The following is a 20,380-nucleotide window of genomic DNA, read 5'->3' on the forward strand; positions in this document are numbered from 1 at the left end:
AAGAATTCTTCCTGTCGGTCAATTTACAGGATCATGGCCGTTCCAGACAAGGCCGAAACCTGCTTAAAGGGCGCAAATCTATGGTTAATACGGGTTGTTCCCGGACCGGGTTTGCCGCTAAATTAGTTTCAAATGTAACAAAATCCGACCGAAGAACTCGAACCCTGGGGAGGGATTATGGCGGATTTCGCTTATCCGTCTTTCGGCTACCGGCCGCCGCCGGGCGGCCCGGGCAGCACCGAAGCCTGCCGCGTCGCCATCGTCGGCGGCGGGCCGGTCGGCCTGTCGGCGGCGCTCGACCTCGCCCGTCAGGGCATCGCCTGCGTCCTGCTGGATGAGGAAGACAGTGTCAGCGTGGGCAGCCGGGCGATCTGCTACGCCAAGCGCACGCTGGAAATCTGGGACCGGCTCGGCGTCGGGGTGCGCATGCTGGCCAAGGGCGTGACCTGGCAGCTCGGCAAGGTGTTTCACGGCGGCGAGCAGCGCTACAGCTTCGATCTGCTGCCTGAGAGCGGGCACCAGTTTCCGGCCTTCATCAACCTGCAGCAATATTACGCCGAGCTCTATCTGGTGGAGGCGGCGCGCGCGCAGCCGCTGATCGAGCTGCGCTGGAAACATCGCGTCGCCGATATCACGCCCGAGCATGCTTCCGGCAACGACCCTGTGCGGCTGACGGTCGAGACGCCCGAGGGCGAATATACGCTGCTGGCCGATTACGTGCTGGCCGCCGATGGTGCGCGCTCGACACTGCGGCGCAGGCTCGGTCTCGATTTCAAGGGTCAGGTCTTCGAGGACCGTTTCCTCATCGCCGATGTGAAGATGAAAGCCAATTTTCCGGTTGAGCGCTGGTTCTGGTTCGATCCGCCGTTTCATGGCGGCGGCTCGGCCCTGCTGCACAGCCAGCCCGACGATGTCTGGCGCATCGACCTGCAGCTTGGCTGGCAGGCCGATCCGGAAGCCGAGCGCCAGCCGGAACGCGTGATTCCGCGCCTGAAAGCCATGCTGGGCGAGAGCACGCAATTCGAACTGGAATGGGTGAGCATCTACACCTTCCAGTGCCGGCGGCTCGAACGCTTCCGTCATGGCCGCGTGATCTTCATCGGCGATTCCGCGCATCAGGTATCGCCCTTCGGCGCGCGCGGCGCCAATTCGGGCGTGCAGGATGCCGACAATCTGGCCTGGAAACTGGCCCATGTGCTGCGCGACGAAGCGCCCGATGCCCTGCTGGATACCTATGACAGCGAGCGCAGTGCGGCGGCGGATGAAAACATCCTGAACTCGACGCGCAGCACCGATTTCATTTCGCCCAAGGGCGCGACGGCGAAAGCCATGCGCGATGCCGTGCTGGAGCTTGCCGCCGATTATCCCTTCGCGCGCCGGCTGGTGAATTCCGGCCGCCTGTCGCTGCCCAGCACCTATCGCGATACGCCGCTGTCGACACCCGATCGCGATGCCTTCAGTGCCGGTCCGCCGCCCGGCGCGCCGGCGGTGGATGCGCCCGTCGGAGCGGGCGATGCCGACTGGCTGCTGCGCCGCTGCGGCAGCGGCTTCACCCTGCTGGCCTTCGGCCCGGAGTCTGGCCCTGGGCCGGAGTTGCCGGCCGCCCTGCGGCAGCGGATCACCGTGGTGACCCTGCCCGCGACCGGTCTGGCGGCCCGGCGCTATGGCGCCGCGCCGGGCAGCGCCTATCTGCTGCGTCCGGACCAGCATGTCGCCGCGCGCTGGCATCGCCCGTCAAGTCAAGATATTTCAATGGCTTATAAGAGAGCTCTGGCTTGGACGGCCTGAGGCCGACGCTTGACAGGGCCGGGCCGGGGCTTATGACTGGCGCGGCTTTTTTTGCCCCATCAGGTCCATCAGCAGGAGTCTCCGATCATGAGCCGTGCCTTCTTGTTCCCCGGCCAGGGCAGCCAGGCCGTCGGCATGGGCAAGGACCTGGCCGAGGCCTTTGCCACGGCACGCCAGGTCTTCGAGGAAGTTGACGAGGCCCTGTCGCAGAAGCTTTCGAAACTGATGTTCGAAGGTCCGGAAGCCGACCTCATGCTGACCGAGAATGCGCAGCCGGCGCTGATGGCGGCCAGCATGGCCGTGGTGCGTGTGGCCGAAAAGGATTTCGGCGTCGACCTGGCCGCCAGGGGCGCCTATGCCGCCGGGCATTCGCTCGGCGAATATTCCGCGCTGTGTGCCATGGGCGCGCTCACGGTCGGCGATGCCGCCCGCCTGCTCAAGCTGCGCGGCCAGTCGATGCAGAAGGCCGTGCCGGTGGGCGAGGGCGCCATGGCCGCGCTGCTGGGCGCCGAGCTTGAACTGGCCCAGCAGGTGGTGGCCGAGGCCGCCCAGGGCGAAGTGCTCGGCTGCGCCAACGACAATGGCGGCGGCCAGGTGGTGATCTCGGGCAAGAAGAGCGCCGTCGAGCGTGCCATCGAAGTCTCCAAGACCAAGGGCGTGAAGCGCGGCATGCTGCTGCCGGTCAGCGCGCCGTTCCATTGCGCCATGATGCAGCCGGCTGCCGATGCGATGGCGGAAGCGCTGGCCACGGTGCGCATGACGGCGCCGAAACTGCCCGTGGTTTCGAACGTTACGGCCAAGGGCGAGTCCAATCCGGATGACATCAAAAAACTGCTGGTGCAGCAGGTGACCGGCCTGGTGCGCTGGCGCGAAGGCGTGCAGTGGCTGAAGGCGCAGGGCGTGGCGCAAGTGGTCGAGCTCGGCGCAGGCAAGGTGCTGGCCGGTCTGGTCAAGCGCATCGACAAGGAGATCGAACCGCTCAGCGTCGGCGCGCCGGCTGAGCTGGAAGCCTGGGCCAAGAGCCTGTGATAGTCGGGCCCCCTGATAGTCTGGGCCTCTGAGTTCCGAGAGATAAGGAAACCATCATGTTTGACCTGACCGGCAAATTCGCTCTCGTCACCGGCGCCACCGGCGGTATCGGCGGCGCCATTGCCCAGGCACTGCATGCCCAGGGCGCCACCATCGGCCTGTCGGGCACGCGCGAAGCCGTGCTGCAGGAGATGGCCGCCAGGCTGGGCAGCCGCGCTCATGTGCTGCCGTGCAACCTGGCCGATGCGGCTGCGGTGAACGCCCTGGTCGGTCAGGCCGAGGCGGCAATGGGGCAGGTCGATATCCTGGTCAACAATGCCGGCATCACTCGCGACGGCCTGGCCATGCGCATGAAGGATGAAGACTGGCAGACCGTGCTGGATGTCAATCTCAGCGCCGCCTTCCGTCTCGCCCGCGCCTCGCTGAAGGGCATGATGAAGCGCCGCTGGGGCCGCATCATTTCGATTACCTCCGTGGTCGGCGCAACGGGCAATCCGGGCCAGCTCAATTACGCAGCTGCGAAGGCCGGCCTGACCGGGATGACCAAGTCGCTGGCCCAGGAAGTGGCCTCGCGCAACATCACGGCGAACTGCGTGGCGCCGGGTTTCATCCAGACCGCGATGACCGATGTGCTGACCGATCAGCAGAAGGAAATGATTTCGCAGAAGATTCCGGCCGGTCGACTCGGCCAGAGCCCGGAAATTGCCGCCGCAGTGGTTTATCTGGCCTCGGAGGAAGCTGCCTACGTGACCGGACAGACCTTGCATGTTAACGGCGGTATGGCCATGATTTCCTAAGGAAATCCGGTCACGAATCACCCCGTTCCAGAGCACTGGAACGGCTTGGAAGCGTGGGGTTTCTATGGTAAGGGAGCCCCCATCTGCCCGCTGCCGCCGCATGAAAAGCAGGCGCTGGCAGCCACAACCACAGGGATTTATGAAATGAGCGACATTGCTGAGCGCGTTAAGAAGATCGTCGTCGAGCATCTCGGCGTCGAAGAAGAGAAGGTCACCGAGGCGGCAAGCTTCATCGATGACCTGGGCGCGGACAGCCTGGATACGGTCGAACTGGTGATGGCGTTCGAAGAAGAATTCGGCGTCGAAATCCCTGACGATGCGGCTGAGAAGATCCTGACCGTCAAGGACGCGATCGATTTCATCAAGGAGCGTTCGGCGTCGTAATCGCTGACGCCGCCGTATCCCCTTTATCCGTTCGTCACGAAAGGTACCGCTATGCGTCGTGTTGTCGTCACCGGCCTCGGCCTGGTCACGCCACTCGCCTGCGGCGTCGAGGCGACTTGGCAGCGTCTGATCAACGGTGAATCCGGCCTCGGCCGGATCACTCGTTTCGACCCTTCCGAGATGCCCGCGAAAATCGCCGGCCAGGTTCCGCTCAAGGCGGATCATCCCGACCGTACCGATGCTTTCGATCCTGACGAATGGATGGAGGCCAAGGACCGCAAGCGCGTGGATGATTTCATCATCTTCGGGCTGGCGGCGGCCAAGCAGGCGGTGAGGGATTCCGGCTGGGTGCCGGCCGATGAGGAGCAGCGCTGCCGCACCGGCGTGCTGATCGGCTCGGGTATCGGCGGCCTCAACGGCATCGAGGAAGCGGCGATCCTGCTCAAGGAAAAAGGCCCGCGCCGGATCAGCCCGTTCTTCGTGCCTGGCCGCCTGATCAACCTGGTCTCCGGCCATGTCTCGATCGAGTATGGCTTCAAGGGCCCGAACCACGCGGTGGTGACGGCCTGTTCGACCGGCGCGCATGCCATTGGCGATGCCGCCCGGCTGATCATGTGGGACGATGCAGATGTGATGGTGGCTGGCGGTGCCGAAGCCACCATCGGTCCGCTCGGCGTGGCAGGTTTCTGTGCCTCGCGCGCCCTGTCGACCGGCTTCAATGACGAGCCGACCAAGGGCTCGCGTCCCTGGGACAAGGGCCGCGACGGTTTCGTGATGGGCGAGGGTGCCGGCGTGGTGGTGCTTGAGGAACTCGAGCATGCCAAGGCGCGCGGCGCCAAGATCTATGCCGAAGTGGTGGGCTATGGCCTGTCGGGCGATGCCTATCACATCACCGCGCCGCATGAGAGCGGCGACGGTGCCTTCCGCTGCATGCAGATGGCGCTGAAACGGGCCGGCATGCAGCCGACCGATATCGATTACATCAACGCCCATGGCACCTCGACGCCGCTGGGCGACGAGATCGAACTGGGGGCCGTGAAGCGCCTGTTCGGCAATGCGATGGGCAGCCTGTCGATGTCGTCGACCAAGTCGTCGATCGGCCATCTGCTCGGCGCGGCCGGTGCGGTGGAGGCGATCTTCTCCACACTGGCGATCAAGACCGGTATCGTGCCGCCGACGCTGAACCTCGACGATCCCAGCGATGTCGCGGTCGGCCTCGACCTGGTGCCGCACAAGGCCAAGCAGCGCGACGTGCGCGCGGCGCTGTCGAATTCCTTCGGGTTCGGCGGCACCAATGCTTCGCTGATCCTGAAGCGGTACGACGCCTGAATTTCCGATGAACCGGCTGCTGCGCGCCCTGCTGGCAGTCCTGCTGGCGGGCGCCATCGGCCTGTGCGCTGCCTGGCTGTGGTATGCCGACTGGCTCGACAGTCCGGGTCCGCTGGCGCAGGAGCGCGTCGTGCTGATCCCGCGCGGCACGCGCGTGGCCGGCATTGCCGAAAAGCTGGCCGAAGCTGCGGTGGTGCGCTATCCGCGCCTGATCGAACTCGCGGCCTGGCAGACCGGCACGGCAGCCAGCCTGAAGGCCGGCGAATACCAGTTTGTCCCCGGTGACACGCCGCGGCAGGTGCTGGAGCGCATTGCCGCCGGCAAGGTCTTCGCGCGGCGGCTCACCGTCCCTGAAGGGCAGATGACAGTGGAGATCCGCCGCATCGTCGAGGCCGGCGAAGCGCTGGCCGGCACCTGGCCGGCGGCGCCGGTGCCCGAGGGCAGCCTGCTGCCGGAAACCTATCAGTATATCCACGGCGACAGCCGCAGCGATCTGGTTGCGCGCATGCGCAAGGCGCATGAAGACCTGCTGGCCGAGCTATGGCCAAAACGTGCCGCCGGCCTGCCGCTCGCCAGCCCGGACCAGGCCGTCATCCTGGCCTCCATCGTGGAAGCCGAGACACCGATCCCGGCCGAGCGTGCCCGCGTCGCCGGCGTCTATCTCAACCGCCTGAAGCGCAGGATGAAGCTGCAGGCCGATCCCACGGTGGCCTATGGCATCACCCGTGGCGAGCGCGAGCTGGAGCGGCCGCTGACGCTGAACGATCTGGCGCAGCCAAGCGCGTGGAACACCTACACCATCGACGGCCTGCCGCCGACGCCGATCAACCATCCCGGCCGCGCCAGCATCGGCGCCGTGCTGCGGCCGGAAAGCCACGACTTCCTGTATTTCGTCGCCGATGGCAAGGGCGGCCATGTCTTTGCCCGGACCTACGATGAGCATCTGCGCAACGTGGCGGCCTATCGCGCTTCGCAGCGGCGCTGACTATTTCTTCGGGCTGCGGCGCAGAATCCAGTCGAGCAGCGGATAGGGCAGCATCGCCAGGGCGCGGATCATCGCCAGCATCGGCCAGGGGAAGGCGATGCGGCCCCGATCGCGTGCCAGCCCATCCCGGATGATGCCGGCGGCGCGCTGCTCATCCATCAGGAAGGGCATCGGGAATTTGTTGCGCGCGGTCATCCGCGAGGTGACGAAGCCGGGGCAGATGGCGGACACGCGGATGCCCTGCGGTGCCAGCATGCCGCGCAGTTCCTCGGCATAGGAACGCGCGAAGTGCTTCGATGACGAATACGGGGCGGCGCCCGGCATGCTCAGGAATCCGGCCAGCGAGGCGACGATGGCGATCTGGCCGCCGCACTGCTTCACCATGATCGGCACCGCCGGGTTCACTGTGTTCAGCACGCCGCCGATATTCACATCGGTGATCGCACGCACATGGGCATCGAAACCATCCCAGTCCCTGAAGCTGCCCGAGACGCCGGCATTGGCGATCACCAGATCGAGACGGGATTTCGCTGCGATCCTTTCGATGAAGGCCTGCATCGCCGCACGGTCGGTCACCGGCACCGGCTCGGCCTCCACCGTTGCGCCGCGCTGGCGGCAGGACTCGGCCACAGTCTGCAGTCGCGCGGCATCGCGGCCGGTCAGCGCCAGCAGCACGCCCGGGCGGGCATAGGTTTCCGCCAGCGCCTGACCGATTCCGCTTGAGGCCCCGGTGATGACGATGCCGGAAAGCAGTGTTTGATCCATGGCTTAGCCTCGACCCCCCGGCGGTTTTTCACTATAGTGCCGCGCACCGTAACACTTTCGGGGGAATCGTGTCGCTTGTCAGCATGACCGGCTTTGCCCGCGTCGACGGACGCGCCGGCAACAAGGCCTGGATCTGGGAACTCAAGTCGGTCAACGGCCGCGGACTGGAACTGCGCTTCCGTCTGCCGCCGGGTTTCGACTCCATCGAGGCCGAACTGCGCAGTCAGGCGCAGGCCAGACTGGTGCGCGGCAACATCAATCTCAATCTGCAATTCATCGAGAATGCCGAAGCCTCGCCGGCCTACAGGCTGAACGAGGCGCTGCTGGAACAGCTGCTCGCCATGGCGAGCAGACTGGAATCGCGCGGCATCGGGGCGCCGCGGCTGGACGGATTGCTGGCCGTGCGCGGCGTGGTCGAGCCGGTGGGCGTGGTGGATGATGAAGCGGCCCGCGCCGCTCTCGAAGTCGCGGTGAAGCAGAGCTTCGGCACCGCATTGAAGACGCTGGCTGAGAGCCGCGCGGCCGAAGGCGCCAAGCTGGCCGAGGTGCTGACCGGCCAGTTCAACGAGATTGCCGCGCTCACCGCCCGGGCCGCCGAAGTGGAAGCGGTGCGCCCCGAGGCCCTGCGCCGCCGCCTGCAGCAGCAGCTTGCCGATCTGCTGGCGCAGAATCCGCCGGTGACGGAAGAGCGCCTGGCGCAGGAGCTGGCCCTGCAGATCACCCGGCTGGATATCCGCGAGGAGCTTGATCGCCTGCGCGCCCATGTCGAGGCCGCGCGCAGCCTGATCGGCAGCGGCGATGCCAAGGGCGTCGGCCGCAAGCTGGATTTCCTGATGCAGGAATTCAACCGCGAAGCCAACACGCTGTGTTCCAAATCCTTCGATGCCGGGCTGACCGCCATCGGACTCGATCTGAAACTGGTCATCGACCGTTTGCGCGAGCAGGCCCAGAATGTCGAGTAAAGCGCATGTCGACTAAAGCCAAAGCCGCGCCGATCCCCGTCGCCCGCCGCGGCCTGATGCTGGTGCTATCCTCGCCATCGGGCGCCGGCAAGACGACCATCTCGCGCCGGCTGCTGGAGATGGATGACGAGCTGCATCTCTCGGTCTCGGTGACCACGCGGCCGCGCCGGCCCGGCGAGGTGGATGGCACGCATTATCACTTCATCGATTCCGAAAGCTTCGGCCTGATGGTGAATCGCCAGGAGCTGCTCGAACATGCCAAGGTGTTCGACTATTACTACGGCACGCCGAAGGAGCAGGTGGAAAAGCGGCTTTCGGCCGGCCAGGACATCCTGTTCGACATCGACTGGCAGGGCACGCAGCAGTTGCGCCAGCGCGCGCGCGACGATCTGGTCAGTGTGTTCATCCTGCCGCCCTCGACCCGCGACCTGGAAAAACGCCTGCACACCCGGGCGCAGGATTCGGCCGAGACGGTGGCCAAGCGCATGTCGAAGGCGGCCGATGAAATCAGCCACTGGGCGGAATACGACTATGTCGTGATCAACGACGATGTCGACCGCTGCCTCGCCGATGTGCATTCGATCCTGCGCGCCGAACGGCAGAAGCGCCATCGCGGCGTCGGCCTGGTCGATTTCGTCAAGCAGCTCCGCGAAGGCCGCTGACTACAGCAAGCGCGCCAGGGCGCAGAACTCCTCGATCGACAGCGTTTCCGCGCGCCGGGTCGGATCGATGCCGGCCTGTGCCAGCTTGGCATCCGCATCCGGCCACAGTGGCCGTAGGGCTGCGCGCAGCATCTTGCGGCGCTGGTTGAAGGCCGCTGCCGTCACCCGTTCCAGCTTAGCCGGTTCGGCCTCGGCCACAGCAGGACGTGGCGTCAGTTCCACCAGTGTGGACGTCACCTTCGGCGCCGGCACGAAAGCCTGCGGGCCGATATCGAACAGCAGGCGCACGCTGGCGCGCCATTGCGATGCCACGGCCAGGCGGCCATAGGTCTTGCCCCCCGGCTTGGCCGCCATCCGTTCGGCCACCTCCTTCTGCACCAGCACGGTGATGCGGGTGAAATTCTGCGGCTGGGCCAGCCAGCCGAGCAGCAGCGGCGTGGCGATGTTGTAGGGCAGGTTGGCGACCACCTGCCAGGGCGGTGGCGCCAGCGTGGCGAAATCGGTGTCCAGCGCATCGCCGGCCTGCAGCGTCAGGCGCCCGGCGGCCGCCTGCACGACGTCCTGCAGGGCGGCGAGGCAGCGCTCGTCGCGCTCGATCGCGATCACCTTCGGCGCGCCTTCCAGCAGCAGGGCACGGGTCAGGCCGCCGGGCCCGGGGCCGATCTCGATCACCGGCGCGCCGGTCCACGGCATGGCGGCGCGGGCGATCTTGCGGGTCAGGTTGAGGTCGAGCAGGAAATTCTGGCCCAGCGCCTTGCGCGCGGCCAGCTCGTGCCGCGCGATCACCTCGCGCAATGGCGGCAGCGCCTCAAGCACGTTACTGGGCGTTGCCGACATCGGTCCCCGGAACGGTCCTGTGTGCGGCCATGGTGGCGGCCATGCGCAAAGCGGCAATCAGGCTGTCGGGCCTGGCGATGCCCTTGCCGGCAATGTCGAAAGCGGTGCCGTGGTCGGGCGAGGTGCGGATCACCGGCAGGCCGAGCGTGACATTGACGCCGGAATCGAAATCCAGCGTCTTGATCGGGATCAGCGCCTGGTCGTGATACATGCAGATCGCGGCATCGTAACCGGCGCGGGCCTCGGCATGGAACATGGTATCCGGCGGCAGCGGGCCGCGCGCATCAATGCCCTCGGCACGCAGGCGTTCGACCGCCGGCGCCACGATGGTGGCGTCTTCCTTGCCCATGCTGCCGGATTCGCCGGCATGCGGATTGAGTCCGGCAATTGCCAGACGCGGCCGGGCAATGCCGAATTTCTCGCGCAGGTCATGCGCGGTGATCCGCGCGGTCTCGACGATCAGGTCGGCGTCGAGCAACTCGATGGCGCGCTTCAGCGCCACATGAATGGTGACGGGAACGACGCGCAGCCGTTCGGAGGCCAGCATCATCACCGGGCGCGGCGTATCGCACAGGGCGGCGAGGAATTCGGTATGGCCGGGATGGCCGAAGCCCGCATCGTAAAGCGCCGCCTTGTGGATCGGATTGGTGACCATGGCCGCGGCCTTGCCGTTGCGGCACAGCGTCACCGCCAGTTCGATGGCATGCAGCACGGCGGGGGCATTCAGCCGGTCCGGAATACCCGGTTGCGGGATTGCCGGCAGCGGCACCGGCAACACCGGCAGGGCGCGGTCGAACAGCGCGATGGCAGCCTCCGGCTCGGCCACGGCCTGCACCGGCACGGCCCAGCCATGCAACCGGGCGATGCTCTGCAGGCGCTGCGGATCGTCGAGCATCAGGAAGGGGTTCAGGCCGGCTTCATGCCGACGCAGCCAGGCCTGCAGGGCGATTTCACCGCCGATGCCGGCGGGTTCGCCCATGGTCAGCACCAGGGGGGCCTGCAGAGGCGGAGGTCCGGCCCGTTCGGCGGACGTCGTCTTACCTGAATTCAATTGTGGCATCGCGCCGCAATTCGCGGATATAGCGCTGGGCCATCAGCTCGGCGCGGCGTGCCAGGATGCCCTGCCGGATTTCATTGCGGTTCAGACCGGCGGCTTCCTGCTTGGCGCACAGGGTGAAGATATGGACCGCGCGCGAGGCCCGCACCGGCTGCGAGGTCTCGTTGATAGTCAGCGGAGCGACCGCCTGCCGGAAGCTTTCCGGCAGATCGCCCATGCGCAGCGTACCCAGGCTGCCGGAGCCGGGGGCTTCGTATTTCGCGGCAACGGTTTCGACGTCGTCACAGCTGCGGATGTCGTTGCGGGCCTCGCGGGCCTTGGCCATGGCGGCATCGATCTCGGCCTGCGGCGCCTCGGTCGGCAGCGGCAGCAGGAGCTGCTTCAGGGTGACGCGGTTTTCCTCGATGCCGGGCAGGGAGATGCGGCGGCGATCGCGCAGCGCCACGATCTGCCAGCCGCCGACCGTGCGGATCGGCGCCGATATTTCGCCCTTGTTCAGCTTGGCGATCGCGGCTTCGGTTTCCTCACTGAGCGTGCCGCGCTGTATCCAGCCGACATCGCCGCCATTGGCGGCGGTGGTGCCTCGGCTGAACTGGCGGGCCAGGGCCGGGAAATTGGCGCCGCCGCGGATCTGCTCGATGATGCGTTCGGCCAGCTGGCGCTGCGGGGCCTCCTGATCGGGATTGTCCATCGGCACCAGAATTTCCGAAATCAGTTCTTCGGTCTGCCCGGCATTGGCCCGCAGCTTGGCGATGGCTTCGTCGATTTCCTGCTCCGTGATGGTGATCTGGGCGCCGACGCGGGCGCGTACCATGCGGCTCCAGGTGAGTTCGCTGCGGATCTGGTTGATGGCGGCAGCCGGATCGACGCCGGAGCGCCGCACATATTCCTCGAAGCGGCCGGCCGGAATATTCATCTGGCGTTCGACGGCGGCGACTGCGGAATCGACATCCTGCTGGTTGGTCGTGATGTTACGCCGCTTCGCTTCCTGCATCTGCAGGCGATCGTCGATCAGCGAGCGCAAGGCCTGTTCGCGGACGGCCCGCAGGATTTCCGGATTGTTGTCCGGCAGGCGGGTGGTGGCCATGATGATGCGCATGCGCTCATTGAGGTCCCGCAGCGAAATGACCTCGTCATTCACCAGCGAAACGATGCGCTGCTGATCCTGCGCGTGCAGGGGGGCTGCGATCACGCAGCAGATGAGAAAAGCGAAGGCGATCAGGCGATGCATGGGCAAACTCAGTTGAACGATGCGATCCTGAAGCGGATGCCGACCGTGGTTTCTGGTTGAATGTCACGATTGACCGTGAAGGTGCGTTCGGCGAACAGAATGATATCGAAACACTCGTCAGTATAGCGCAGACCGACAAAGTTCAGCAAAGACCCGTCATCCTGCAGATCGCGGGTATGGCGGATTTCCGTGGCCCAGTATTTGGTGACCTGCAACCGGACGGTTGCGGCGATGGCTTCCTGGCGGTCGGTTTCGCGCAGAAAATCGGTATTGATCAAATCGGCATAGGAGACCGACACATAGTTGGTGCTTGAACCGAGGGTTGCGCCCATTTCATGGCGGCGAACCTCAAAGTCGCTGTTCTGGGCGAGACGCACCCGGTCAACCAGCTGGATATAGCGGCCGGGAGAAATGGTCAGGCGGCCGACATAGTCCGAGAACTGATCACGCAGGCCGGAGGTTTCGGTGAAGGTATCGTCGGTCTTGGCCCGCAGGGACTGACCGGCCAGGAATTCGACATAGCCGCTGGACTCGCCATAGGCTGCCATGCGCATGCCGTAATTCAGCTTCGGCCCGCCATCCCAGCGGTCGTAACCCGGGAAACGGCTGAGCGAGAACAGGTTGGTTTCGTCGAATTCGAAACTGACCGAATCCTCGTTGGGAATGTCGCTGCGATTGCCGCCATAGGGGCTGATCACGCCCATGACGATCGGTTCGACCAGCTGCCGCATGCGGCCCTGGTCGCGCACCATCGGATAGCGCCAGTCCAGCGCGACGGCGGGCAGAACGCGGCCGGTCGTGGCTGAATCTCCTGCCGAGCCTGGAACCAGATTTTGGTTCGCATCGTCGGTCCAGTATCCGTCGGCGCGGACCATTGCCGTCGCCGTGATGACTTCACCGCTCGGTGCATAATAGGGCTGGACCCAGGAAACGGTGGAGGTCAGCCGGCGCGTGTCAGTGCCCTCGCTGCGCATCAGCGAAACCATATTGGCATCCAGCGCCCAGCGTCCGCCGTAATCGCCGGGCTCGAAAATCGCCGAATAATCCATGACCGGAACGGCCACCGGCACAGTGCCGTTGCGCACCCTTTCCAGCTGGTTCTGGAAGGAGAAGGCATTCACGCTGGCGAAGTGCCGGTTATTGATCGCCTCGCCATAGACGCGGCTGACCAGGGTGTTGCCCGATGGCCGGTCCTGGATGTTGTAGCGGCTCATGTAGGTATCGTCGGTCGAGCGCAGGATATTCGCGCCATAGGTGATGTCGTCCGTGGCACGGAAGGCCGCGTTGGCGCGGATATGGCCGCGCGTCTCACCGGAGACATCTTCATCCGCGATGCTGCCGTCGACCTGGAATTCGCCGGCGGCGATGCGCTGGCGATAGTCGAGTCCCAGGTAAGGGCCCTGCTTGGTCGAGTATTGCGGCGAGATCGTCAGGTCGCTGTAGTCGTCGATTGCGTAAAAATACGGAGCCTGCACAGCCTGCTGGAAGAACGGGTTGTTGGTATACCGTGGCGGCAGGAAGCCGCTGCGACGATTCACCGTCGGATCCGGGTGACTGAAATACGGCGAATACAGGATCGGAACGCCGAACAGTTCGAATATCGCGTCGCGATATTTGATTTCCTGTTCAGCCTCGTTGTGCTCCACCTCGCGGCCCTTGACCTGCCACAGCGGCGCGCGCGTCGGGTCGCTCTCGCACAGCGAGCAGGTGGTGTAGACCGCTTTTTTCATGATCGTGCGGTTGCCGTCCTTGCGCTCGGCTTCCGCTGCGGCGCCGCGCGACATATCGCTCAGCAGGAAGGAAATATCGCGGATGAATCCGTTCCGCATGCCGCCGGTCAGTTCCATGTAATCGGCGAAGATGACATTGCCGCTGGCTTCCAGCAGCGACACGTTGCCGCTGGCTGTAACCTTGTCGTCGCGTTCGCTGTAGCTGACCATGTCGGCCAGCAGCGTACGGTTGCCTTGCGACAATTCGACTTTGCCCTCGGCGGTGATCATGCCGAGATTCTGGTCGTAATTCAGGCGGTCAGCCGTCACCAGAACCGGCGCAGTCGAGCCGGTTGCCGGTGTTGCCCCGCTTGTCTGGGCCTGGGTTTGGGCCGCATAGCTCAACAGCAATGCAAGGATTGCCGCCTGCAGCAGGCCGCCGCGCCGCGCGCTCATCCGTCCTCCAGATGAAACAGCAGCGAGACACCGAGCATGATGAAGACCGCCGTGGGGGCCCAGGCGGCGAGCGGAACCGGAAGCGTGCCGTTCAATCCGAACGGCTGCATCAGTTCGACGGTGAAATACAGCAGGAAGCCGGCCGCGACGCCGCCGGCCAGCATGACGCCGATGCCGCCGCGCCGGGTCAGGCGCAGGCTGAAGCTCGCCGCGATCAACAGCATGGCGCAGAGCAGGATCGGCGATGACAGCAGGGTATAGAAATGCAGCCTGTGCCGCATGGCCGAGAAACCGGCGGCTTCCAGCGTGCCGATGAAGGAGGGCAGTTCCCAGAACGAGATCGTGGCCGGCGAGGCAAAGCTCTCCTGGATGCGGTCGAAGGTCAGGGTCGTCGGCACGGTCAGCCGCTCGTGGCGCTCCGCCCCCTTGTTGGGATAGCTGACAACGGCATTCTGCAGCTGCCAGTGGCCCTGCTCCAGCAGGGCAATCGACGCATCGATGCGTTTCACGAAGGTGTCGCGGCCTTCGTAATAGAACAGGATGGCGTCGCGCAGTTCGACGCCCTGCTGTGCGACCCGCAGGGCATGCACCACCACCTGGCCTGTGGCATCGGCTTCGCGCAGCCACAGGCCGCCCGAGGAAACCGCCAGCATGCTGGTGCGGCCGCGCATCACCTTGGCATCGATGCTTTCATAGCGCGCCAGCATCGCGGCACTGAGCGGATTGTAGACGGTGACCAGGAAGATGCCGAGCAGCAGGGCGAGCGCGATGCCGGGGAACAGGAACTGCCAGACCGACACGCCGGCGGCGCGGCTGACCGTCAGTTCCTGCGAGCGCGTCAGGCGGCTGAGCGCGAGCATGCCGCCGAACAGCACGGCGAACGGGAACAGCTTGGTCATCAGGGAGGGCAGTTTGAGCACCGACATCTCGAAGACCAGTCCGAGCGTCGCATCCGCCCGACCGCTGGCACGGCGCAGCATTTCCACCGCATCGAAACTGAAGGCCAGCACGGCCAGCACGACGAGAACGGTCAGGATCGCCATCAGGAAGTGGCGGCCGAAATAGAGCGAAAGCGTAACCGACTGGCGCATCAGGCGGTCCGCAACCGTTGGACCGGTTCGCGCAAGGCAACGATCGCGGCGCCGATGGTCAGCACGGGCACCAGATACATCAGCGGAACCAGGGCGAGGGTTTTGACCGAAAGCTGGGTCACGCTCAGGCTCATCACCTGGACCAGGATGGCAAAGGCGGCGCCGAGCACCAGGCGCTGGCCATGGCCGCGCCGGTTGAATTCGCCGCCGATCACGCTGGCGATCGCGATCAGGATTAGGGCCGGCGCATAGAGCGGCGTCGCCAGGCGGCGGTGGCCCTCCACGATCAGCTTGGCATACTGGTTGACGTCGTCTGCGTTGCTCATGTCCGGCTGGAACAGCTCATGCAGGTAACGTTCGGATGGCTCGCGCCAGGCTTGGCCCTCTTTCTGGGCGTAGCTGTCGAGATCGAGGCTGTAATTGTCGAAATACAGCAGCGACAGTGATTTATGCTCGGCATCGATTTGCTGCCGGTTGCCGCGCACCATGTACAGCCGGGGCCCCTGCGGCGTACGCACCAGCGTGGCGCGCTCGGCCAGCATGGTCACCGGGCTGGCGGAATTGCGGTTGTCGTGCACCAGCACGCCCAGCATATCGCCGTTGCTGTCGCGCTCGCGGATATAGACCGTCAGGTTGGGGGTCGGTGTGTTGAACACGCCTTCCAGCAGTGCCATGCCGGCCAGGTCGTTGCGGAATTCGTACTGCGTGGCGCGCAGGGTGCGCGAACCCAGCGGCATCAGGAAGAGCAGGATGACGTACATCGCCACCATGACGCCGAGCGAGATGTAGAGCGCCGGGCGGGCCAGCGACAGGCGGCTGAAGCCCGCCGCTGACAGGATGATCACTTCGGAATCGCTGGCCAGCCGGTGAAAGGCATAGAGCGTGGCGCAGAATCCGGCCACCGGCAGAATGATGGCGACAATGCTGGGCAGCACCAGCACGGTCAGATAGAGGAAATCGTCGAAGGCGAGGTTGTTGTTGACGATGCGGTCGATGAAGCGGAGCGACTGGGTCAGCCAGATCACCCCGGTGAGGGTGAGGGTGGCAAATCCCAGTGGCCAGGCGATCTGGCGCATGATGTAAGCAATGACCCCGCGCATGGCGCGCAGTATAGCGATTCTGCCCCCGCTCGCCACAGCCTCGGCCTGAAAAGAACGACTTGGTCCGTAAGGCAGAATCAGCGATTCGGGGGGCTGTGCCGATTGATCGGCCAAGCCCCGGGCCGCTATAGTCCCCGACCGGTCCATCACAGCATTTCGCCCGGATTGGAGCATCATGAAAATCGAGATCGTCGACAGCAAAACCCCGAAACGCGGCAGCCTGGTTCTGGCGGTGGGCGAGGGCCGCCAGCTTGGCCCGTTCGGCCAGCAGGTCGACAAGGCCTGCGGCGGGGCGCTGGCCAAGGCCATGGCCGCCGCGGCGCGGTTCACCGGCGGCAAGGGCCAGTGGCTGGACGTGCTGGTCCCGGGCGGCGGCCTCAGCCGCGTCCTGCTGGCCGGCCTGGGCAAGACCACCGAGATCAAGGCGATGGCCTACGAGGCACTGGGCGCCGATGCGGTCAAGCGGCTGGCCGTCTCGGGCGAGACCGATCTGGCGATTGCCGCCGAGGTGCTGAAGGGCACCCTGCTGCCGGCCGGCGAGGCGGCGGCGCGGGCCGCGCTCGGCGCCCGCCTGGGCAGCTACCGGTTCGACAAATACCGCACCAGGCTGAAGGACAAGGACAAGCCCTCGCTCAAGGCGGTCAATGTGCTGACGGCCGCCGCGCCGGCGGCCAAGAAGCTGCATGCGCCGCTCGACAAGCTGGCGGCGGGCGTTGAACTGACCCGCAATCTGGTGACCGAGCCGGCCAATATCATCTATCCGGAAAGCCTGGCGGCGGAATGCCGCAAGCTGGCCAAGCTCGGCGTCAAGGTCGAGGTGCTGGGCGAGCGCGAGATGAAGAAGCTCGGTATGGGCGCGCTGCTCGGCGTCGGCCAGGGCTCGGCGCGGGAATCCAAGCTGGTCGTCATGCAGTGGAATGGCGGCAAGAAGGGCGGCAAGCCGGTCTCCTTCGTCGGCAAGGGCGTCTGCTTCGATACCGGCGGCATCTCGATCAAGCCGTCCGCCGGCATGGAAGAGATGAAATGGGACATGGGCGGCGCCGGCGCGGTGATCGGCGCCATGGCGGCGATTGCCGGCCGCAAGGCCAAGGCCAATGTCGTCGGCGTGGTGGCGCTGGTGGAAAACATGCCGTCGGGCACCGCGCAGCGTCCGGGCGACATCGTCACGTCAATGTCGGGCCAGACCATCGAGGTGCTGAATACCGACGCCGAAGGCCGCCTGATCCTGTGCGATGCCATGTGGTACACGCAGCAGCGCTTCAAGCCGCAGGCGATGGTCGATCTCGCCACGCTGACCGGCGCGATCATCATCGCGCTCGGCCACGAACATGCCGGCCTGTTTTCCAACAACGACCGCCTGGCCGAACAGCTGGCCGCGTCGGGCAAGGTGGAGGACGAGCAGCTGTGGCGCCTGCCGCTCTCCGATGCTTACGACGAGGGGCTGAAGTCGCCGATCGCCGACATGCAGAATATCGCCGGGCCGGGCTTCGGCGCCGGCTCGATCACCGCGGCGCAGTTCCTGCAGCGGTTCGTGGTCGACAAGACCCCCTGGGCGCATCTGGATATCGCCGGCACCGCCTGGAGCAAGAAGGACCGACCGACGGTGCCCAAGGGCGCCACCGGTTTCGGCGTCCGCCTGCTGAATCGCCTCGTCGCCGACCATTACGAAGATCGGTAAGTGACCGAACTGCTGTTCTACCATCTGACCCGGCGGCGCCTTGAACAGGTGCTGCCGGAGCTGCTGGAAAAGACGCTGCAGAAGGGCTGGCGCGCCGTGGTCAAGGGCGGCAGCGCCGAACGCATCGAGGCGCTGAACGGCGAGCTGTGGACCTGGGGCCGGGCCAGCTTCCTGCCGCATGGGCTGAAGGCCGACGGCTTTCCCGAGCGGCAGCCGATCTATCTCACCATCGAGGACGAGCGGCCGAACAATGCGGATGTGCTGTTCCTGGTCGATGGCGCCGATGCCGAGGATGTCTCAGCCTATACCCGCGTCTGCGACCTGTTCGACGGCAACGATGATGCGGCCGTCGATGCCGCGCGCGCGCGCTGGAAAAAAGCCAAGGATGCCGGCCACACGCTGACCTACTGGCAGCAGTCTGAGGACACCGGCGGCTGGGTCAAGAAGGCGGAAGGCTGAGGCTCTTATACAAAGCCGTCATCCTCGGGCTTGACCCGAGGATCTTTCTCCATTCTGCATGAGATGCCCGGGTCAAGCCCGGGCATGACGAATGTGGTGCAGGCAAACGTCTTTACGCCGCTTCCGCCTGCGCCTCTTCGAGTTTCGCCTGGGCGTCGAGCCAGGCTTCCTCGGCGCTTTCCAGCTGCTTCACCAGCTCGCCATGCTGCTTCTGCAGCTCGGCCTGTTTCGCGGCCGACAGCTTCGTATAGGTGTCGGGATCGGCCAGCGTGGCGTCGAGCCGCATCTTCTCGGTATTGAGTTTCGCCATCGCCTTTTCGGCATTGGTGACGGCGATGCGCAGCGGCGCCAGCGCCTGGCGCGCGGCGGCGGCGGCCTTGCGGTCGGCTTTCCGGTCGGCGGACGCATCCGCGACCTTGCCGCCGCCTTTCAGCTTCACCGTGGAGACCGTGGCGCGGCGGCGGTCGGCCAGCAGCCGGGCGTAATCGTCGAGGTCGCCGTCGAAATCCTTCACCGTGCCGTCGCCGACCAGCCAGAAGCGATCCGCGCAGGCCTCGGCCATGTGGCGATCATGGCTGACCAGGATGACGGCGCCCTTGAACTCGTTCACCGCCTGCACGAGGGCATCGCGCGTATCCATGTCGAGATGGTTGGTCGGTTCGTCGAGGATCAGCAGATGCGGCGCATGGTAGGTCACCATGGCAAAGAGCAGCCGCGCGCGTTCGCCGCCCGAGAGCTTGCCGGCCACCGTCTGCGCTTTGTCGCGGACCAGGCCGAAGCTGCCGAGCCGGGTGCGCAGCTGCTCGATGGTCGCGGTCTTCAGCAGGTCCTGCATATGCTCGACCGGCGTGCGGTTTTCATCCAGCACCTCGTCCTGGTCCTGGGCGAAATAGCCGATGCGCAGCTTGCCGCTTTTCTGCAGCTTGCCGCCCTGCGGTTTCAGCGTGCCGGCGAGAATCTTGGCCAGCGTCGACTTGCCGTTGCCGTTGGCGCCCAGCATGGCGATGCGGTCTTCCATGTCGATGCGCAGATCGAGGTTGCGCAGCACCGGCTTGTCGGTGACATAGCCGGCGGTGAGATGATCCAGCACGATCAGCGGCGGCGGCAGCTCTTCCGGATCGGGCAGGCGGAAGATCACCGTGGGATCTTCGATGGCCGCCGTGATCGGCTGCATCTTGGCCAGCATCTTGAGCCGGCTCTGCGCCTGGCGTGCCTTGGAGGCGGAGGCACGGAAGCGGGCGACGAACTCTTCCATATGCTTGCGCTGTTCGGCCTGGCGCGTCGCGAAAGCCGTCTGCTGTTCCATGCGCAGGCGGCGCTCGGTCTCGAAGGTGTCGTAGTTGCCGCGATAGAGCACGAGCTTGGTATTGTCGATATGCAGGATGTGTTCGATGGCGGAGTTGAGGAAATGCCGGTCGTGGCTGATCAGCAGGAAGGTGCGCGGATAGGTCTTCAGATAGCCTTCGAGCCACAATGAGGCTTCGAGATCGAGATGGTTGGTCGGCTCGTCCAGCAGCAGCAGGTCCGGCTCGGAGAACAGGCAGGCGGCGAGTGCCACGCGCATGCGCCAGCCGCCGGAGAAGCTTTCGAGCGGACGGTTCTGCGCCGCCTCGTCGAAGCCGAGGCCCGCCAGGATGACGGCGGCGCGGGCGGGTGCTGTATGGGCATCGATCTCGGCCAGCCGCATGTGGACTGCGGCGATGCGCTCGGCATCCTCCATGCTGGTGGCGTTTTCAAGCTCGTCGGCCTCGATCAGCAGCGCCTCGCGCTCGGTATCGGCGGCCAGCACATAGGCGATCGGCGTCATCTCGCCGCCCGGCGGCTCCTGCGGCAGCTTGGCGATCCTGCAGTCGTTGGGCAGCTCCACCCCGCCGGTCTCGGTCTGCAGCTCGCCGCAGATGATCTTGAACAGCGTCGATTTTCCGGTGCCGTTGCGCCCGACCAGGCCGACCTTGTGCCCGGCCGGGATGGTGGCCGAGACATGGTCCAGCAGCACACGGCCGGCGATCCGGTAGGTCAGTTCGCGAAAGGCAAGCATTTATAACAACTTAAAGTCGGGGC

18 protein-coding genes are annotated in these 20,380 nt (G+C 65.4%); 10 read left to right on the forward strand and 8 right to left on the reverse strand.

Annotated features, from left to right (window positions below):
• Positions 1-177: 177 nt before the first annotated feature.
• The 6 genes from OJJ21_RS16350 (at position 178) to mltG (ending at position 6,312) form a co-directional block, all read left to right on the forward strand.
• Positions 178-1,788 carry an FAD-dependent oxidoreductase gene (locus OJJ21_RS16350; protein WP_297687814.1) on the forward strand — a complete coding sequence of 537 codons (1,611 nt, stop codon included), beginning with the start codon at positions 178-180 and terminating at the stop codon, positions 1,786-1,788.
• 87 nt (positions 1,789-1,875) lie between these two features.
• A complete protein-coding gene (gene fabD, locus OJJ21_RS16355) occupies positions 1,876-2,817 on the forward strand; it encodes an ACP S-malonyltransferase (RefSeq protein ID WP_297687816.1) in 942 nt (313 codons plus the stop codon).
• Positions 2,818-2,873: 56 nt separating this feature from the next.
• Positions 2,874-3,614 (forward strand): 3-oxoacyl-[acyl-carrier-protein] reductase, encoded by a 741-nt coding sequence (gene fabG / locus OJJ21_RS16360; protein WP_297687817.1) that lies wholly within the window; start codon positions 2,874-2,876, stop codon positions 3,612-3,614.
• A 144-nt stretch (positions 3,615-3,758) separates the two neighbouring features.
• A complete protein-coding gene (locus OJJ21_RS16365; RefSeq protein ID WP_290809430.1) occupies positions 3,759-3,998 on the forward strand; it encodes an acyl carrier protein in 240 nt (79 codons plus the stop codon).
• Between the two features lie 51 nt (positions 3,999-4,049).
• Positions 4,050-5,327 carry a beta-ketoacyl-ACP synthase II gene (gene fabF / locus OJJ21_RS16370; protein WP_297687820.1) on the forward strand — a complete coding sequence of 426 codons (1,278 nt, stop codon included), beginning with the start codon at positions 4,050-4,052 and terminating at the stop codon, positions 5,325-5,327.
• A 7-nt stretch (positions 5,328-5,334) separates the two neighbouring features.
• Positions 5,335-6,312, forward strand: a complete 978-nt coding sequence (gene mltG, locus OJJ21_RS16375; RefSeq protein ID WP_297687822.1) for an endolytic transglycosylase MltG — start codon at positions 5,335-5,337, stop codon at positions 6,310-6,312.
• Here mltG and OJJ21_RS16380 read toward each other — a convergent pair whose 3' ends face one another.
• Complete coding sequence (locus OJJ21_RS16380; RefSeq protein WP_297687824.1) at positions 6,313-7,077, reverse strand: SDR family NAD(P)-dependent oxidoreductase; 765 nt, start codon at positions 7,075-7,077, stop codon at positions 6,313-6,315. It lies immediately after the preceding gene.
• Positions 7,078-7,145: 68 nt separating this feature from the next.
• On the opposite strand from OJJ21_RS16380, the gene OJJ21_RS16385 reads away from it, so the two are divergent.
• Positions 7,146-8,039, forward strand: a complete 894-nt coding sequence (locus OJJ21_RS16385) for a YicC/YloC family endoribonuclease (protein ID WP_297687826.1) — start codon at positions 7,146-7,148, stop codon at positions 8,037-8,039.
• Positions 8,040-8,044: 5 nt separating this feature from the next.
• Positions 8,045-8,701 carry a guanylate kinase gene (gene gmk / locus OJJ21_RS16390; RefSeq protein WP_297687828.1) on the forward strand — a complete coding sequence of 219 codons (657 nt, stop codon included), beginning with the start codon at positions 8,045-8,047 and terminating at the stop codon, positions 8,699-8,701.
• Here gmk and rsmA read toward each other — a convergent pair whose 3' ends face one another.
• Genes rsmA through lptF form a run of 6 tightly spaced genes read right to left on the reverse strand, consistent with a single transcriptional unit; the run spans position 8,702 to position 16,182 of the window.
• Positions 8,702-9,538 carry a 16S rRNA (adenine(1518)-N(6)/adenine(1519)-N(6))-dimethyltransferase RsmA gene (gene rsmA / locus OJJ21_RS16395; protein WP_297687830.1) on the reverse strand — a complete coding sequence of 279 codons (837 nt, stop codon included), beginning with the start codon at positions 9,536-9,538 and terminating at the stop codon, positions 8,702-8,704. It lies immediately after the preceding gene.
• A complete protein-coding gene (gene pdxA / locus OJJ21_RS16400) occupies positions 9,519-10,541 on the reverse strand; it encodes a 4-hydroxythreonine-4-phosphate dehydrogenase PdxA (RefSeq protein ID WP_366093178.1) in 1,023 nt (340 codons plus the stop codon). The genes rsmA and pdxA overlap by 20 nt, the downstream gene beginning before the upstream one ends.
• 34 nt (positions 10,542-10,575) lie before the next feature.
• A complete protein-coding gene (locus OJJ21_RS16405; RefSeq protein WP_297687833.1) occupies positions 10,576-11,826 on the reverse strand; it encodes a peptidylprolyl isomerase in 1,251 nt (416 codons plus the stop codon).
• Positions 11,827-11,834: 8 nt separating this feature from the next.
• Entirely contained in the window at positions 11,835-13,991 is a 2,157-nt protein-coding gene (gene lptD, locus OJJ21_RS16410) for an LPS assembly protein LptD (protein WP_297687835.1), read from the reverse strand.
• Positions 13,988-15,082 carry an LPS export ABC transporter permease LptG gene (gene lptG, locus OJJ21_RS16415; protein WP_297687837.1) on the reverse strand — a complete coding sequence of 365 codons (1,095 nt, stop codon included), beginning with the start codon at positions 15,080-15,082 and terminating at the stop codon, positions 13,988-13,990. Before lptG ends, lptD begins: the two co-directional genes overlap by 4 nt.
• Positions 15,082-16,182, reverse strand: coding sequence for an LPS export ABC transporter permease LptF (gene lptF, locus OJJ21_RS16420; protein ID WP_297687839.1), 1,101 nt, complete (start codon positions 16,180-16,182; stop codon positions 15,082-15,084). Before lptF ends, lptG begins: the two co-directional genes overlap by 1 nt.
• A gap of 175 nt (positions 16,183-16,357) precedes the next feature.
• Here lptF and OJJ21_RS16425 point away from each other — a divergent pair, with 175 nt between their 5' ends.
• On the forward strand, positions 16,358-17,860 hold the full coding sequence (locus OJJ21_RS16425; RefSeq protein WP_297687841.1) for a leucyl aminopeptidase: 1,503 nt from the start codon (positions 16,358-16,360) through the stop codon (positions 17,858-17,860).
• Positions 17,861-18,319, forward strand: a complete 459-nt coding sequence (locus OJJ21_RS16430; RefSeq protein ID WP_297687843.1) for a DNA polymerase III subunit chi — start codon at positions 17,861-17,863, stop codon at positions 18,317-18,319.
• A 112-nt stretch (positions 18,320-18,431) separates the two neighbouring features.
• On the opposite strand, the gene OJJ21_RS16435 is transcribed toward OJJ21_RS16430, so the two are convergent.
• Complete coding sequence (locus OJJ21_RS16435; RefSeq protein WP_297687844.1) at positions 18,432-20,357, reverse strand: ABC-F family ATP-binding cassette domain-containing protein; 1,926 nt, start codon at positions 20,355-20,357, stop codon at positions 18,432-18,434.
• Positions 20,358-20,380: the final 23 nt, after the last annotated feature.

Source organism: Ferrovibrio sp. (assembly GCF_025869515.1).
Classification (GTDB): Bacteria; Pseudomonadota; Alphaproteobacteria; order Ferrovibrionales; family Ferrovibrionaceae; genus Ferrovibrio.

Coding starts and splice junctions, on each gene's coding strand:
- OJJ21_RS16350 (WP_297687814.1), top strand. CDS start 178: ATGGCGGATTTCGCTTATCCGTCTTTCGGCTACCGGCCGCCGCCGGGC.
- fabD (WP_297687816.1), top strand. CDS start 1,876: ATGAGCCGTGCCTTCTTGTTCCCCGGCCAGGGCAGCCAGGCCGTCGGC.
- fabG (WP_297687817.1), top strand. CDS start 2,874: ATGTTTGACCTGACCGGCAAATTCGCTCTCGTCACCGGCGCCACCGGC.
- OJJ21_RS16365 (WP_290809430.1), top strand. CDS start 3,759: ATGAGCGACATTGCTGAGCGCGTTAAGAAGATCGTCGTCGAGCATCTC.
- fabF (WP_297687820.1), top strand. CDS start 4,050: ATGCGTCGTGTTGTCGTCACCGGCCTCGGCCTGGTCACGCCACTCGCC.
- mltG (WP_297687822.1), top strand. CDS start 5,335: ATGAACCGGCTGCTGCGCGCCCTGCTGGCAGTCCTGCTGGCGGGCGCC.
- OJJ21_RS16380 (WP_297687824.1), bottom strand. CDS start 7,077: ATGGATCAAACACTGCTTTCCGGCATCGTCATCACCGGGGCCTCAAGC.
- gmk (WP_297687828.1), top strand. CDS start 8,045: ATGTCGACTAAAGCCAAAGCCGCGCCGATCCCCGTCGCCCGCCGCGGC.
- rsmA (WP_297687830.1), bottom strand. CDS start 9,538: ATGTCGGCAACGCCCAGTAACGTGCTTGAGGCGCTGCCGCCATTGCGC.
- OJJ21_RS16405 (WP_297687833.1), bottom strand. CDS start 11,826: ATGCATCGCCTGATCGCCTTCGCTTTTCTCATCTGCTGCGTGATCGCA.
- lptD (WP_297687835.1), bottom strand. CDS start 13,991: ATGAGCGCGCGGCGCGGCGGCCTGCTGCAGGCGGCAATCCTTGCATTG.
- lptG (WP_297687837.1), bottom strand. CDS start 15,082: ATGCGCCAGTCGGTTACGCTTTCGCTCTATTTCGGCCGCCACTTCCTG.
- lptF (WP_297687839.1), bottom strand. CDS start 16,182: ATGCGCGGGGTCATTGCTTACATCATGCGCCAGATCGCCTGGCCACTG.
- OJJ21_RS16425 (WP_297687841.1), top strand. CDS start 16,358: ATGAAAATCGAGATCGTCGACAGCAAAACCCCGAAACGCGGCAGCCTG.
- OJJ21_RS16435 (WP_297687844.1), bottom strand. CDS start 20,357: ATGCTTGCCTTTCGCGAACTGACCTACCGGATCGCCGGCCGTGTGCTG.